This window comes from Diaphorobacter ruginosibacter (assembly GCF_040396215.1).
In the GTDB taxonomy this organism is placed as follows: domain Bacteria; phylum Pseudomonadota; class Gammaproteobacteria; order Burkholderiales; family Burkholderiaceae_C; genus Diaphorobacter_A; species Diaphorobacter_A ruginosibacter_A.
In genome coordinates this window covers 19,820-35,825 of sequence record NZ_JBEBOW010000017.1, presented here as the reverse complement: position 1 = coordinate 35,825, position 16,006 = coordinate 19,820, and the positions used below count along the sequence as shown (strand labels likewise).

Sequence of the window (16,006 nt, the reverse complement as noted above, 5' to 3'; positions counted from 1 at the left end):
ATCCCGATTGCACTCCAACGCGGCTGCGTAGAGATCGTAAACACGTTCTAAGGGCAGTCCGACTCCCCGATTTTTCCATGCGCCTCGATGACCGCGCCAAAATCATTGATGTACTCGAAGCTCACCGCGCCGCCGGGCGCAATCGGTGGATGCGCGCTGGGCAGCGCCACCGAGATCGTTTCCCCCGGGCGCAGCACGTCGTCCCTCATCTGCGCCGGAACATCGGCCCCCGGTCGCACCCGCAAAATGGTGTGATGGAATGCCGTGGGGTTGCCCACATGCAGGCTGGCGCCGGCAGCCGAGCATCGCAGGCTGAAGCGCAATTGCCCCACCACCGCATCATCCAGGCCGCCCGGCAGCGCCGCGGGCCGGTACATCAGCTTCACGCGCGACTGGAACGCGAGTTGAACCTGGCTGCTGCGCTGCACGGGCGGGCTCGCCGGAACCTCCAGCACGTTCAGCCAGAACAGCGACTCCCGGTCTTGCGGAAGCGACAGCCGGGCGCGATCCAGGAGGATGCGCACGCGCCGGGTGTTGCCCGGATCAAGCCTGAACACCGGGTTGTCCACGACGAAGGGAACCTCCAGTTTTTCGGGTGAGACCGCCGTGTCGCCCTTGTCGATCCAGATCTGGAACAGGACGGGCTGCTCCCCCGCGTTAGTCAGCTGCGGCTGTGCCTCGCCCGATTTCTCCGAAATGATCACCCGCGACACGTTCAGGTAGGTAGCGCCGTTCGCCGCAGGCATTCCCGCCATGCTCAGCACCGCGCCAAGCCACGCCATCCATATGGATTTTCGCAGCATGGTCATCGGTAATTCAAGGTGAACGTGATGGCGCTGCCAGCAGTTCCAGGCGTCACCTCGGGCGCCGTCTGGTACAGCCCCGCGGCCATCGGAACCGAGTAGCTGCCGCCCATGGCGGTATCGTATTCATCCACCTGATACGCCGTTTCGAACTGCAGCGGCTGCGTATCGCCATGCAGGAACTGCACTCCCACGCCGGAAGCCGTGGAGCCGCTTCCGAGGGCCACAACACCATTGGCGGCATCGAGTACGCTGGTGGTCGGCGAGAAGCGGTAGCTGATACCGCCGAATCCCGCAGGGCAATTCTGAAAGTTCAGCTCGAACTCCTTGCGCGCCGCGGTGCTGCCCACTCCATGGAATTCATTGGCACGGGCATCAGGCAACTCCACCACGACATCGGGCGTCGTGCACGTTCCGTCCTTCACCACCACCACCGTCCCGCCCCGGACCTGCGTGATGCGGTATTGGCCGCTGAGGAAAGTTGTTCCGCCGCTGGTCTGGTAAGGCCTCACGTAGAACGGATCGAAGATGGTCAGGCCCGTACCCGAGGCAATCGTTGCCTGGTTGCGGCGCACCAGTTTGATTTGCGTTTCGACGCCGATATCGAAGGGCGCCGTGGTGGAGTGGATCATGGAGATGAGCGGCGGCGTCTTGTATATGCCGGCCGCCTCGGTCAACGGCGTCCAGTCCGTCACCTCCCCATTGATGGTGTAGCGCCACCGGCCTATGTAGTTCACGTTGAGATTGTTGGTGAGGTAGGAGCCGTAGGTGACACCCTCGTGCTGAATCAGCGATTCACGCGCATAGGGCGAGTAAGCCTGGATGGCAATCTGGTAGGCGACGTTCAGTTGCGTCGATCGGGGCGTGCATCGCCAGGCGGCCGGGGCGTTCGAGCGGAGCCACGGACCGTGCGGCTGCCCCACCTCGGTGTCGCGGCTCAGATTGACCGTGGCTCCTTCGACGAACTGATAGACCGTGGACGAGTCGATGACGCTGCGCAGGCAATCCGCCCAGATGCCATCCGCGCGCGCCTGCCATGGCAGGAGCAGGCCGATCATGCAGGCCGCCGCGGCAAGCGCGGTTCCGAGCAGCGCCTCGGCGCGCCCCCGCACGGGGGTTGTGGTTGCGGGCCTCATGGCATCTCCTTTTCATTTCGCACGCAGACACTCTCGACACGGCGATACCCCATTGGATCGCGCTGCGCATCCGGCGACAGCGCGTAATGCAGAACGCACCGCTGCGCAGCGCCGCCGCCCCACGCCACAGCCAACTCACCCTGCAGTTGCAACACCCGCACCAGCGCCCTGCCAGCCTGCCCCATATAGCCCAGGCCCCGCCCGGATGCATCGGTGATCGACGCACCAAAGGGCAGCGCCGAGCCATCCTCCCGGCGGGCATGCAGCAGGATGGAATAACCCATTTCCGTGTCGAACTTCACGAGGACGACCGCACCGGCAGTGGGTGCGACGTTCTGGTTGCTGCTCTTCAGCGCCACGTCGGTGGACAGGCCCTTGGCATCGATCTCCACCGAGTTCTGCCTGAACGGCGATAGATAGGGAACGACGGCGTGCCCATTGCCATCCAGCCGCAATCCTTTGTAGTTGAACACGCGCGCGCCCATGGCGTTGTCCGCGGCAACGATGGCGGCCGTGTCGCCCAGGGTGGGAGCGAGCACCACGCCGCCGGCATAAGCCACCATGCCACCGGTGATGCCCGCGCTGTATTGCGAATAGCGGCTTGAGCGCGAGAAGCTGCCATTCACGATGGCGTAAGGCGCTGTCCATGCGCCGGAAGCGCCCCAGGTGGTGGCATTGGCCTGCCCCGAATGACGCGTGGTGGCCGCGAATGCGCTGTAGCTGTATTGCTGCGACTCGCCCAGGGTTCCCGACAGGGAATGATCGAGCGATTGCGCGCCATCCGTTGTCGTCAGCCCCACCCGGTAGGTCGGCGCCGCATTCCCGCTCGAACCACCCGCGTCGCCCAGCGGAATCGACACCGTGAGCATGCCGCGGTTTTCCTTGGCGCCGGTATCCAGCCTTCGCGCACGCCCGAAGTTGAAGCTCAGGCCCACGGTGCCGAACTGCCTGGAATAGCCCAGCTGGAGCTCTGTATCCGAGCCGCTGCGGCGCCAGTAGTTCTGCCCATAGCCGGTCAGGTTGACGGACCCCCACTCCCCCGGCAGCGGCTGCGAAATGCTCCACTGGAGCCGATGCTTGCGCGCACCGAGCGGAACGCCCGCCATCGAGGGCCCACGAGATAAAGAGCCGCGCATCAGGAAAGCTTCGGATGCGTTGTAGAAGCCCTGGCTCGAATAGCGGTATGCGGCAAGCGACAACTGGGTGTCGGTTGCCGCCAGCATGCGCGAGTAGCTCAGGCGCACGCTCCGCCCATGGTTGTCCACACCGCTGCCGGCGTCGCTGCGCGCGAGAGTCATATCAGCGGACACCGCACCCACGGGAGTGTTCATGGCGCCGCCGACGGCGGCGGCTGTGTAGCCCTCGGCAAGAAACACGCCGGAATATCCGGTGAGCCAGTTCGACAGTCCTCTTCGCCAGGTGCCTTCCAGCAGATAGGGCTCGTTGGAGGATACGGGATTGCGAAAACGCCCGAGCGTCAACTCATAGCGCGATGCCCCAGGACGCAGCAATTCGACCACCGAGGAGAACGGAACGGTGAACGTGCGCACCGAGCCATCGGCCTCGGTCACGCTCACCAGCAGATCGCCGCCCGATCCCGTGGGGTACAGATCGTCAATCACGAACGCGCCAGCGGGCACGGTAATCTCGTAGATCGGTATTCCGCGCTGGGTCACGCGCACCTTCGCATTGCTGTTAGCCATGCCGCGAATCACCGGAGCGAAGCCGCGTTGCGAATCGGCATACATGCGTTCTTCCGACGCCAGCCGCACGCCGCGAAACCCAACGCTGTCGAACACCCGTCCATCCGAGACCACATCGCCGATCGTCAAGCTGCTGCGCCAATCGACGAGGCTGCGCTCCAGATAAGTCTGGGAATGGCGATACCTGAAGCCGTGCTGCGCGTCCGAGACCGCTGCGCCGTTGAGCCGCAATCGCCAGTCCTCCCAGTTGAAGCCTCCGCGCAGCGACAGATAGTGGCTGGTCAGGCCGGGCGCGAAGTCAGAGCGGGTGCTGAAACCGTTGTATGCATATTGCAGCATGGCCGCGGTGACGCCCCGGTCCCAGAGCGACGGGTCCGCCTGGGCGCGCGAGCTTCTGCGCAGCAGTGCCTGGGCCGCCGTGACGTCGAGGCGGAACGCCGCGCTGTCGTAGCTGGCTTTCGCGCCATCGACGATGGCCGAAAGAGGCTCGCAGCGCAGCTTGGCGCCAGCCAGCGGGTCGCTGCCCGGATCAAAACCGAGCAATTCCAGCAGATGCGCGTCGAAACACGGAACCGCGCCGCCCGATCCGCCCAACGGCCGCCGCAACTCCACGCGCGCGCGTCCCTTCCAGATCTTGTTGACGTACAGCTCGGTTTCGAAAATACCCTCGGGGGCCGGGCTGCCGCGTGCAAAAGCGCTGGTATCCACCGGCGAGCGCAACATCGCGGGGTTGAAATCCAGCGCCACCGGAATGTCTTCACCGTGCGCCGCGGCGCACGCCACCAGCCCCCATGCCAGCATGGCCGAGCGCGAAAACCCGGTCAGGCCGCCCCCGCTAAGGCACACCAGGGCTGGCATCGCTGCGCTCTCCGCGACTTTCGCCGCCATGGTCGTTGACCACGCCGAAGTGCAGCCGCCAATGGCGCGGAACGGGCCGGAACGCCAGCCCATCCAGCGCAATGACCGCGTCGCTCCAGGGCGCGATCATGCGCTCCTGCTGCCTGCGCAGCGTGGCCAGTGCGGCGCTCGCATGCTCGCTTTGCGGCTCGCTGGAGGCGGCTGGATCACGGAGCTCCAGCGAAGTCAGCGTGATGAAATACGGCGACGGATTACTCACGCGCACCGACAGCCCGTCCGGCTCCTGGCCTTCCTCGACCCTGAACTGCAAGCGTTCATGGGCCTGCGCGGGCGTCATCCGCAGGCCTTGCGGCCTGTAGAAGAGCTTGATGCGTGTTCTCAGTGTGAACTGCATGATCCGCCCGCCGTCGCTGATTTTCGGCGGCACTTCCAGCGCGTTGAACCAGAACAGCGACTCGCGGTCGGCAGGCATTTCCTGCGCGGCCTGCAATATGCGAACGGTCTGCGCCTTGCCGGGATCGAGCCGCGCGACGGCTGGAACGATTGTGAATGGAACGCTGATGTCCTCCAGCGGCAAACCATCCTGGCCGCGATCTATCCACATCTGCGCCAGCAATGGCTGCGCCCCCTGGTTGCTGATCTGCACCACGGCCTGCGCCTGTTGCCGCTCGAAAATGATGCGCGTGCCCGCCACCATCAGCGCCGCATGTGAATACGCGCCCGCCAGCATGAGCAGACACGCCACGGCCCACCAGTTGCTTTTCATGTCCGTAGATGCCAGCGCAAGGCGCCGGCGCTTGTCCCGTCAGATTCTCAGTCGTACACGACCGTGTAGTTGACGAAGGTGGAAACAGATCCGGGCGCTGCCGCGCCCGTGGCGTAGTAGCGTGCTGCGTAATTCATCACGCCGGAGCCGGTGGCGATGTCCACCGGCACATCGTTCTGAGCTACGGCGCCGACGACGATGGGGTTCAGATTCGCATTCAGCAGTTCGATCTGCACATTCTGCGCCGCACCCGTACCGGTTTCGATATTCAATCGCCCGCTTGCCGCATCCACCATGGGGCCGAATTCAAAAAAGGTGCTCGCGGTATTCAACGTACCGCCGGTGCAGCCGGTCAATGAAATGGTGAATGGCGTTTCCCCCGCGGTATCTCCGGTTTGCAACAATGTCGAAGAGGAAACGGTCGGCAAGCCGACCACGCCATCGGTGGTTCCATTGTTGACCTGGATGGAGCAGGTATTCGCCGTGATATTACCGTTGACGGTAATCGTTCCATCGAATGCATGCGCCGCGCCGCCCATCAATGCGAGTAAAGCCATCAGCAATGAACTGGTTTTGATGATTTTCATAAAATCCTCTACAAGAAAACAAATACTCACAAAACACTCATATGCGTCAGCAGATGCGTTACAGACAATTCCTTTCTGTCAATAAGTGTTTTCAAGTATTCTAATTTAATTTCTTAAGCATAGCTCATATTCCACAGAGCGGCATACGTATATACCAGCCACCGGCGAAACCAATCAAACATATTCATATTCACTCAGAATATTCAATAATTATCAAAAATAATCGGAATAAAATAAAAAGCCGCGACAAACAAATGCCGCGGCTTTTTCATATTCAACAGAAGGCGGGCCCGCAGCCCGTTCGTGGAACGCTCTTTTCCTTATTGCGAATTCTGCAGGGCCGCCACGCGTTCCTCGATCGGCGGGTGGGAACTGAACAGCTTGCCGATGTTGCCGGTGATGCCCATGGCCTGCATGTTCTGCGGCAACGCGCCGGGATGCATGCCGCCGAGCCGGTACAGCGCGTTCATCATCGGCTGCTTGCGGCCCATGAGCTGCGCGGAGCCCGCATCTGCGCGGAACTCGCGCTGGCGGCTGAACCAGGCGACGATGATGGAAGCGAGCAGGCCAAACACGATATCCAGCACCACGGTGCTGATCATGTAGCCGATGCCGGGACCGGAGCTGCTGTCGTCGTTGCGGCGCAGGAAGCTGTCGACGGCATAGCCGATCACGCGCGAGAGGAACACGACGAACGTGTTCATCACACCCTGGATCAGCGCCATGGTCACCATGTCGCCGTTGGCGACGTGCGCCACTTCGTGGCCGATCACGGCCTCGACTTCCTCGCGCGTCATGCCTTGCAGCAGGCCCGTGGAGACGGCCACCAGCGCGGAGTTCTTGAAAGCGCCCGTGGCGAACGCGTTGGGCTCGCCCTGGTAGATGCCGACTTCGGGCATGTTGATACCGGCCTTTTCGGAGAACCTGCGCACGGTGTCCACGATCCATGCCTCATCCGCGCTGGCCGGCTGGTTGATGATCTTCACCCCCATGCTCATCTTGGCCATGGGCTTGCTGATCAGCAGCGAGATGAAGGCGCCCCCCATGCCGATGACGAAGGCAAAACCCAGCAATGCGCCCAGGTTCAGTCCGTTCGCCGTGAGATAGCGGTTCACGCCAAGCAGGTTGGCAACAATGCCCAATACCACCACGACGGCGATGTTGGTCAACAAAAAGAGTGCGATACGTTTCATCGTCGGTTCTCCACCATGGAATGACTGTCTACGGCGATCTTGGAAGCAGGAAGCGAGCGTCTTTGGAGAGATCCTCTGTGCTCGGCATTCCGCCGGTTGCTTGCGCGGATATGGGGCTGGCAAGCGCAATTTCAACGGTCGGCAGCTGTACCTGGATGTTGGGATATTTTTCTGGCGCCGCCGCGAAAGACCAAGGGATCATCATAGAAGCAAAAGTTCTCGTTTTCGCTCCACCAGCCGGGCACACCCAGAACCGGCAGGGGATTGAACGGCTTGGCCGCGAACTCCTCCGGCGTGAACAGCGCGGCCATCCAGGCGTCCGCATCCGCGTTCGCGAGCCCGCAATCACAATCTTCGGCAATGAACACATGCGCGGTAATGGGCTTGCGCGGATGCACCAGTTTCTCCAGCAGCGCATGGCCCAGCGGAATCAATTGCGCCCGGGCCCAGAGCGGGCGCAGCTCCGCTCCCAGCCTGCGCCACTCACGCCGCCGGAGCGCCGCGCGCAAGGGTTCGGGCGCGATCAGCAGGGCGCCGTTTTCATCGAACACGGTCACCGCATCCCGCAAGGGGCCGCGCACCGCGCCCACGCCCCGATCCCGGATGGCGCCGGCCTGCCATTGGTTGAACAGCCGCTTGGTGTGCGGGAAATGCAGCCAGATCAAGCCATTGAAGAAATCGTGCAGATTCTCGCGCGTGGGAATGCGGCGTTCGCCGTGGATGAACTGCTCGTATGCCACGCCGGGCGGCAGGTCGCCCTGCTCCACGAAACGGAATCCTTGCATGCGCAGCGCCGCCGGAAGAGCTGCATTGAGCGCGGCGCTCACCCGCATGCCATCCACGGTCACCCGGCCCGCTGCCTTCTCGCCCAGCGCGCGCAAGGGCGCCAGCCATGCCTGCCGCCAGTCGATCAGCGCCAGCTCGGCGCGCGGCTCACCGGTGGGCGACAACTCCCTGGCTGAACTCATGCACCCTGCGCATCACCCTGCGGGCGGCCGCCGCTGGCGTTCGCGGCCGCGCGCCTGTCGCGCACCGAAACGCGCGCCGTGCCCTCGTCCCGCAGTTCGAAAGCGCCCGTGGCGGCCAGCAACTTCGTCAGCGTGGGATAGCCGTAATTGCGCGCATCGAATGAAGTCTTGTTGCCGATCTGCTGGCCGACCGCGCCGACACGCGCCCATCCCGATTCATCCTGCGACGCCTGGACCGCGAAGCGCAGCAGATTCATCAGCCGCGAGTCGCCACGCAACTGCGGCCCGGGGATCCTCAGGTTCGCGGGCGCTGGCACCTTGGCGGCGGCACCCTCCGTCTTGTGGCTCGTGGCGTGCACCGTGCTGGCGGGCGGTTGCGCCTCGGTCTGCGGCGGCGCGCCCGTGTCGTCACCCACCAGCGATTCGAGATAGAGAAAACGCGAGCAGGCATTCACGAACGGCTTGGGGGTCTGCTGCGCGCCGAAGCCATAGACCGCCGCGCCCTTGGAGCGCAGGTGCATGACCAGCGGCGTGAAGTCGGCATCGGAGGAGACGATGCCGAACGCGTCGGGCTTGTCGTTGTAGAGCAGCTCCATCGCATCCACCGTCATCGCCATGTCCGTGGCGTTCTTGTGCTTGGAGTAGTCGAACTGCTGCATCGGAAGAATCGCGAACTCCAGCAGCCTGCCCTGCCATCCCTGGAGGCCCGGCTTGGTCCAGTTGCCATAGGCGCGCCGCACATTGATTTCACCAAGCGTGGACAACTCGGTGAGGATCTCGTCGATCTTCTCCGACGGCGCGTTGTCCGCGTCGATCAGCAATGCAATGCGCATCTGGCGCTCGAAATGGTCTGGCATGGGAGAGTCTCCTCGGTTGGACGCGGCGGTGCGATGCGGCCGGCGTGGACGCGGTGCTTCAGCCCACCAGCTTCCAGGGCAGCGCTTCGCCCGAACGCAGGGGCTTGAGCTCCGCTTCGCCAAACGCGAAGCTGGCGGGCGGCGTCCACGATTCGCGGCGCAGCGTGATCGTGCCTTCATTGCGCGGCAAGCCGTAGAACGCGGGGCCGTTGAAGCTGGCGAATGCCTCGAGCCTGTCGAGCGCGCCCGCGTTATCGAACGCTTCGGCATACATCTCGATGGCGGCATGCGCCGTGTAGCAGCCCGCGCAGCCGGTCGCATGTTCCTTCAGATGAGCGGGATGCGGGGCGCTGTCGGTGCCGAGGAAGAACTTCTCGCTGCCGCTGGTAGCCGCCTGCACCAGCGCGATGCGGTGGGTTTCGCGCTTGAGCACGGGCAGGCAGTAGTAGTGCGGGCGAATGCCGCCGGTGAAAATGGCGTTGCGGTTGTACAGCAGGTGATGCGCGGTGATCGTCGCGGCGGTGTACTGGCCGGCGGCCTTCACGTAGTCGGCCGCATCCTTGGTGGTGATGTGCTCGAACACGATCTTCAGTTCCGGAAAATCACGACGCAACGGGATGAGCTGCTGGTCGATGAACGCTGCTTCGCGGTCGAACAGATCGATGTCGCTGCTGGTGACCTCGCCGTGCACCAGCAGCAGCAGGCCGGCCTTCTGCATGGCTTCCAGCGTTTTGTAGGTTTTGCGGATGTCGGTCACGCCGGCATCGCTGTTGGTGGTGGCTCCCGCCGGATAGAGCTTGAGCGCGACGACGCCCGCGTCCCTGGCCCGCTCGATCTCCTGCGGCGCGAGGTTGTCCGTGAGATACAGCGACATCAACGGCTCGAACTGCACACCCTGCGGCACGGCGGCCAGGATGCGCTGCCGGTACGCCAGCGCCTGCCCGGCAGTGGTCACCGGAGGACGCAGATTGGGCATGATCAGCGCGCGGCCGAACTGCGCCGCCGTGTGCGGCACCACGGTGCGCAGCGGCTCCCCGTCGCGCACGTGCAGATGCCAGTCGTCGGGGCGGGTGATGGTGAGGGTATCGATGGGGGTCGTCGTTGCGGCGTTCATGGCGGCATTTTCGCATTGCTGCGGCGACCTGCCCGGGCGCCCTTGAAAGCCCGAAAAAATACCCCGGCCATATCGCGATGGCCGGGGTGCAATGCCCCATGAAGGGGGCGAGGGGTTCCTTGCCCTCAGCTACGCTGCGGCGTCATGGATGATTTTGCGTCGATCCACCACTGCGCTTGTCAGCCTTTTTCCCGACATTCCGCAGGCTCAGCGCCTGAGCACCGGCTCCAGAGCCTTGCCGGTATGCGTGCCGATACGCACCAGCTCCTCCGGCGAAGCCGCCGCCACGATGCGCCCGCCATCCTTGCCGCCTTCGGGGCCGAGGTCGATGATCCAGTCGGCTTCCGCGATCACATCGAGGTCGTGCTCGATCACGATCACGCTGTGGCCGCCGTCCACCAGGCGATGCAGCACGCGGATCAGCTTGTGCACGTCGGCCATGTGCAGGCCCACGGTGGGCTCGTCCAGCACATACAGGGTGTGCGGAGCCTTCTGCCCGCGGCGGCCCACTTCGTCGCGGACCTTGGTGAGCTCGGTGACGAGCTTGATGCGCTGCGCCTCGCCGCCCGAGAGTGTGGGCGACGGCTGGCCCAGCGTCAGGTACCCCAGCCCCACGTCCTTGAGCAACTGCAGCGGATGCGCGATGCTCGGCATGCTGGCGAAAAACTCGACCGCTTCGTCCACCTCCATCTGCAGCACGTCGCCGATGCTCTTGCCGCGCCAGGTGACGGCCAGCGTTTCGGGGTTGAAGCGCGCGCCGTGGCACACCTCGCAAGGTACCTTCACATCGGGCAGGAAGCTCATCTCGATGGTGCGCATGCCCTGCCCTTCGCAACCGGGGCAGCGGCCTTCTCCGGTGTTGAACGAGAAACGTCCGGGCGCATAGCCGCGCGCCTTGGCCTCGAGCGTCTCGGCGAACAGCTTGCGGATGGTGTCCCAGAAGCCGATGTAGGTGGCCGGGCACGAGCGCGGCGTCTTTCCGATGGGGGTCTGGTCCACTTCGAGCACCCGGTCCACGGTTTCAAAGCCGGACAGGCCCTTGCAGCCGACCAGCGCCGGGGATTTGCCCGCATCCATCGCCTCGCGGCCCGCCTTGGTGGAGCGCTGGGCGACCCACGCCGCCACGTTGGTGAGCAGCACGTCGCGCGCCAGCGTGGATTTGCCCGAGCCGCTCACGCCCGTCACGGCGACCAGCCGGTTGAGCGGCACCTGCGCCGTCACGTCGCGCAGGTTGTGCATCTGCGCGTCATGCACCGTGAGCCAGTGCTCGGGCACGCGCGCATCCTTTCGCGCGACGTCCACCACATCGCGCCGGGGCTTGAGCGGGTGCTTCATCGCATGCAGCAGATAGCGGCCCGTTTGCGACTCGGGCGCCGCCTCCACATCCTTGACCGTGCCCTGCGCGATCAGCCGGCCGCCGCGCTTGCCCGCGCTCGGGCCGATATCGATGATGTGATCGGCGCGGCGGATCGTGTCCTCGTCATGCTCGACCACCACCAGCGTATTGCCCTTGTCGCCCAGCTTGTGCAGCGCGTCGAGCAGGATCTGGTTGTCGCGCGCGTGCAGGCCGATGGTGGGCTCATCGAGCACATAGCAGACGCCCTGCAGATTGCTGCCGAGCTGCGCGGCCAGGCGGATGCGCTGCGCCTCGCCGCCCGAGAGCGTGGGCGCGCCGCGATCCAGCGTGAGATAGGAGAGACCGACTTCCTCCAGGAATTCCAGGCGGCTGCGGATCTCCGGGATCAGGTCGCGGGCGATGTCCGCCTCGCGCCCCGACAATTGCAGATGCTCGATCCAGTGGCGCACTTCCGCCACCGAAAGCCGCGCCACGTCCGTGATCGGCGTCTGCGCGAACAGCACCGCGCGCGCCACCGGATTAAGCCGCGTGCCCTGGCAGCTTGGACAGGCCATGTCGGTCACGTCGTCCGCATCCGGCTCGTCAAACGTCTGCTCGCGCCCGCGGTTATCCTCGCCCTGCACGGAATCATCGAACACCTTGCGCTGTTCCTTGGTGAGTTTCACCCCGGTTCCCACGCAGTCGGGGCACCAGCCGTGCTTGCTGTTGTAGGAGAACAGGCGCGGGTCCAGCTCCGCATAGCTGGTTGCGCACACCGGGCAGGCGCGTTTGGTGGAATACACCTGCAGCTTGCCGATATGCGCCGTCGGCTCTCCCTGCTTGAGCGCGGATTCGAGCCCGCCGAGATCGCTGAGCACATGCACCACGCCCTTGCCCAGATCGAGCGCGCCGGACAGCGCCTTGCGCAGCTCGGCTTCGTTCTGCGCGCTGACCAGGATGCTGGCCACCGGCAGTTCGATGGTGTGCTCCTTGAAACGGTCGATGCGCGGAAAGCCCGTGGTCGGCAGAAAGTTGCCATCCACGCGCAAATGCGTATAGCCGCGCGGGCGCGCCCAGTCGGCCAGTTCAGTGTAGACGCCCTTGCGGTTGAGCACCAGCGGCGCCATCAGGCCGATGACCTGCCCCTTGAACTGGGTGAGCAGTTGCGCGGCGATGCTGTCGGCGGTCTGCGGCTGGACCGCGGCGCCGTCATGCACGCAATGCTGCACGCCCAGCTTCACATACAGCAGGCGCAGGAAATGCCACACCTCGGTGGTCGTGCCGACGGTGGATTTCCGTCCGCCGCGCGAGAGGCGCTGCTCGATGGCCACCGTGGGCGGAATGCCGTAGACCGCATCCACCTCGGGCCGGCCCGCAGGCTGCACGATGCTGCGCGCATACGCATTCAGCGATTCGAGATAGCGGCGCTGCCCTTCATTGAAGAGGATGTCGAACGCCAGCGTGGACTTGCCCGATCCCGACACGCCGGTCACCACGTTGAACTTGCCGCGCGGAATATCGACGCTCAGATGCTTGAGGTTGTGCTCCTTCGCATTGACGATCTGGATGGCGTTCCCTGACTGTGGCGCGCTGTCGCCTTCAAGCCTGCGTTTCTCGCGGCGCATCTCGGCCTGTTTCTCGTGCACCGAATGGCCGCTTTCACCCAGCGATTGCTCGTACTCGCGCAGCGCCGCCGCGGTGTGCGACGCGGTGTCGTGGCGCAGCGATTCGGGCGGGCCGAATGCAATCACCTCGCCGCCCCTGTCGCCGCCTTCGGGTCCCATGTCGATGATCCAGTCGCTCGCGCGGATCACGTCCAGGTTGTGCTCGATGACGACCAGCGAATGCCCCGCATCGAGCAGCTTGCGCAGCGCCCGCATGAGCTTGGCGATGTCGTCGAAATGCAGGCCGGTGGTGGGCTCGTCAAAGAGGAACAGCGTGCCCTTCCTGGCCACCGGCTGTCTGCTGGAGCTGCCGCTCCTGGCGGCCTCGGCCAGGAAGCCCGCGAGCTTCAGGCGCTGCGCCTCGCCTCCGGAGAGGGTCGGCACGGGCTGGCCAAGCTTCACATATTCAAGCCCCACGTCCACGATGGGCTGCAGCGCGCGGATCACCTCGCGATCATGCGCGAACAAGCCGGCCGCCTCGCTGACGGTGAGCTCCAGCACGTCGGCGACACTCAGCATGCGGCCGGCGCGCTCGATCCGCACTTCGAGGATTTCGGGGCGGTAGCGGCGTCCATCGCAATCGGGGCAGCGCAGATACACGTCGGAGAGAAACTGCATCTCCACGTGCTCGAAGCCCGAGCCGCCGCAGGTCGGGCAGCGGCCGTCGCCCGCGTTGAAGCTGAACTTCGCGGCGGTGTAGCTGCGCTCGCGCGACAGTGGGGCGCTGGCGAAGATCTCACGGATCGAATCCCATGCGCCCACATAGCTCACGGGGTTGGAACGCGCCGTCTTGCCGATGGGGGATTGATCGACGAACACCACGTCCGAGAGATGATCCGAGCCCAGCAGCCGGTCATGCGCGCCCGGCGCCTCCGTGGCCTTGCCGAACTGGCGCAGCAACGCCGGAGCGAGCACGTCCTGGATCAGCGTGGATTTGCCCGAGCCCGATACGCCGGTCACCGTCACCAGCCGCTGCAGCGGAAACTCGACGGTGACGTTCTTCAGGTTGTGCTCGCGCGCGCCCTCCAGAATCAGGCGCGGCGTGGCATCGGTGACCAGGCGCTTGATGCCGGAGCTGATCGTCCGGCGGCCGCCGAGATAGTTGCCGGTGAGCGTATCCGCGCGGCGCAGTTCGCCGACGGTTCCATCGAACACGATCTGGCCGCCGCGCTCTCCGGGAGCGGGCCCCATGTCGATCACGCGGTCGGCCGCGATCATCACGGCGGGGTCGTGCTCGACCACCACCAGCGTGTTGCCCGCATCGCGCAGGCGAAGCATGGCCTCGGTGATGCGGTGCATGTCGCGCGGATGCAGGCCGATGCTGGGCTCGTCCAGCACGAACAGCGTGTTCACCAGCGACGTGCCGAGCGCGGTGGTCAGGTTGATACGCTGCACTTCGCCGCCCGACAAGGTGCGGCTTTGGCGGTCGAGAGTGAGATACCCGATGCCCACGTCGCAGAGATAGCGCAGGCGCGTGGTGATTTCTCCGTGCAGCATGCGCAGAGCCTGGGCTTCTCCGCTATCGATGTCGACGACGCCGCTGCCGGGCGGTTCGCCCTTGCCCGCTTCGCCCGGCCTGGCCCAGCCGGGCACGCGCTGCGGAGCGCTTGCGGACAGGCGGTCGAAGAACTCGCGCAGGCGCTCGATCGGCAGCAGCATCAGGTCATGCAGACACAGGCCCGGCAGGCTTTGCAGTTGCTCTCGCGTCCAGTCCACGCCTTGCGGCATGAAGCGCCTTTGCGGCGGCAGCACCGCATCGGCATCCTCCTTGCTGCCGATACGCCACAGCAGGCTCTCGGTCTTCAAGCGCGCGCCGGCGCATACCGGGCACGGCGTGTAGCTGCGGTATTTGGAGAGCAGCACGCGGATGTGCATCTTGTAGGCCTTGCTCTCCAGATATTCGAAGAAGCGGCGGATGCCGTACCACTGCTTGTTCCAGTTGCCCTCCTTGAAACCGGGCGTGCCGTCGATCACCCATTTCTTCTGCTCGTCGGTGAGCTTGTACCAGGCCGTATCGCGCGGAATGCCCGCCGCTTCGGCGTGGCGCATCAGGTCATCCTGCGCCTCCTTCCACGCGGGCGTCTGGATGGTCTTGATCGCACCCGCGCGCAGCGTCAGTTTGTCATTCGGAATCACCAGCCCGTAGTCGACGCCGATCACGCGGCCAAAGCCCCGGCAGGTATCGCACGCGCCCACGGCCGAGTTGAATGAGAACATCGACGGAATCGGCTCGCCGTAGCGCAGGTCGCTGTCCGGGCAATGCAGCCCGGTGGAGAAGCGCCACAGATCGGGTTCGCCCTCGTCATTCAAGCAATAGATGATGAGTTTGCCGCTGCCGCGCTTGAGGCCGACTTCCAGCGCCTCGATCACGCGCGCCCTCTCGGCATTGCCCAGGCGGAAGCGGTCGGCCACCACGTCCAGCAGCTGGCGCGGCCCGGTGGGTGTGGCCACTTCGCGCTCGGCCTGCACCTTGGTGAAACCGCTGGCCGACAGCCATTGCTCCACCTGCTCGGGCGGCGTGCCCGCGGGCAGCTCCACCGGAAAGGTGATGACGATACGCGGATCGCCCTCGGCTTCGCAGCGCGCTTTCAATTCCGCGTAGATCGTGTCCGGAGAGTCATGGCGCACCGGCTGCGCGGTCTTGCGGTCGAAGAGCTGGCCCGCGCGGGCAAACATCAGTTTCAGGTGATCATTGATCTCCGTCATTGTGCCGACGGTGGAACGCGAAGACCGCACCGGATTGGTCTGGTCGATCGCGATGGCTGGCGGCACGCCCTCCACGGCATCGACCGCGGGCTTGTCCATGCGGTCCAGGAACTGGCGCGCATAGGCGCTGAAGGTTTCCACATACCGGCGCTGGCCTTCCGCATACAGGGTGTCGAACACCAGGCTGGACTTGCCGGAGCCGCTGGGGCCGGTCACCACGGTCAGTTCGCTGGTGCGAATGTCCACATCGAGGTTCTTGAGGTTGTGCTGCCGAGCTCCGTGTATACGGATCAATCCATGTGTCATGAACGCCAT

General features: G+C 64.7%; 10 protein-coding genes. All 10 read right to left on the bottom strand.

Annotation, left to right across the window (positions count from 1 at the left end):
• Positions 1-47 precede the first annotated feature (47 nt).
• The 10 genes from ABWP92_RS04130 to uvrA all read right to left on the bottom strand — a co-directional run bounded on the left by ABWP92_RS04130 (position 48) and on the right by uvrA (position 15,997).
• Entirely contained in the window at positions 48-809 is a 762-nt protein-coding gene (locus tag ABWP92_RS04130; protein WP_353234086.1) for a fimbrial biogenesis chaperone, read from the bottom strand.
• Entirely contained in the window at positions 806-1,939 is a 1,134-nt protein-coding gene (locus ABWP92_RS04125; protein ID WP_353234085.1) for a fimbrial protein, read from the bottom strand. The genes ABWP92_RS04130 and ABWP92_RS04125 overlap by 4 nt, the downstream gene beginning before the upstream one ends.
• Positions 1,936-4,530: a fimbria/pilus outer membrane usher protein gene (locus tag ABWP92_RS04120; RefSeq protein WP_353234084.1), complete on the bottom strand. Its 2,595-nt coding sequence runs from the start codon at positions 4,528-4,530 to the stop codon at positions 1,936-1,938. Before ABWP92_RS04120 ends, ABWP92_RS04125 begins: the two co-directional genes overlap by 4 nt.
• A complete protein-coding gene (locus ABWP92_RS04115; protein WP_353234083.1) occupies positions 4,478-5,266 on the bottom strand; it encodes a fimbrial biogenesis chaperone in 789 nt (262 codons plus the stop codon). The genes ABWP92_RS04120 and ABWP92_RS04115 overlap by 53 nt, the downstream gene beginning before the upstream one ends.
• Positions 5,267-5,313: 47 nt before the next feature.
• Entirely contained in the window at positions 5,314-5,883 is a 570-nt protein-coding gene (locus tag ABWP92_RS04110; protein ID WP_353234082.1) for a fimbrial protein, read from the bottom strand.
• A gap of 290 nt (positions 5,884-6,173) precedes the next feature.
• Positions 6,174-7,046 carry a protease HtpX gene (gene htpX / locus ABWP92_RS04105; RefSeq protein WP_353234081.1) on the bottom strand — a complete coding sequence of 291 codons (873 nt, stop codon included), beginning with the start codon at positions 7,044-7,046 and terminating at the stop codon, positions 6,174-6,176.
• A 131-nt stretch (positions 7,047-7,177) separates the two neighbouring features.
• The gene (locus tag ABWP92_RS04100) at positions 7,178-8,014 is read right to left on the bottom strand and encodes a DUF3025 domain-containing protein (protein WP_353234080.1); all 837 of its coding nucleotides are present in this window, start codon (positions 8,012-8,014) and stop codon (positions 7,178-7,180) included.
• Positions 8,011-8,871: an NYN domain-containing protein gene (locus tag ABWP92_RS04095; protein ID WP_353234079.1), complete on the bottom strand. Its 861-nt coding sequence runs from the start codon at positions 8,869-8,871 to the stop codon at positions 8,011-8,013. Before ABWP92_RS04095 ends, ABWP92_RS04100 begins: the two co-directional genes overlap by 4 nt.
• 58 nt (positions 8,872-8,929) lie before the next feature.
• Positions 8,930-9,985 carry a dihydroorotase gene (pyrC, locus tag ABWP92_RS04090; protein WP_353234078.1) on the bottom strand — a complete coding sequence of 352 codons (1,056 nt, stop codon included), beginning with the start codon at positions 9,983-9,985 and terminating at the stop codon, positions 8,930-8,932.
• 207 nt (positions 9,986-10,192) lie between these two features.
• Positions 10,193-15,997: an excinuclease ABC subunit UvrA gene (gene uvrA / locus ABWP92_RS04085; protein ID WP_353234077.1), complete on the bottom strand. Its 5,805-nt coding sequence runs from the start codon at positions 15,995-15,997 to the stop codon at positions 10,193-10,195.
• Positions 15,998-16,006 lie beyond the last annotated feature (9 nt).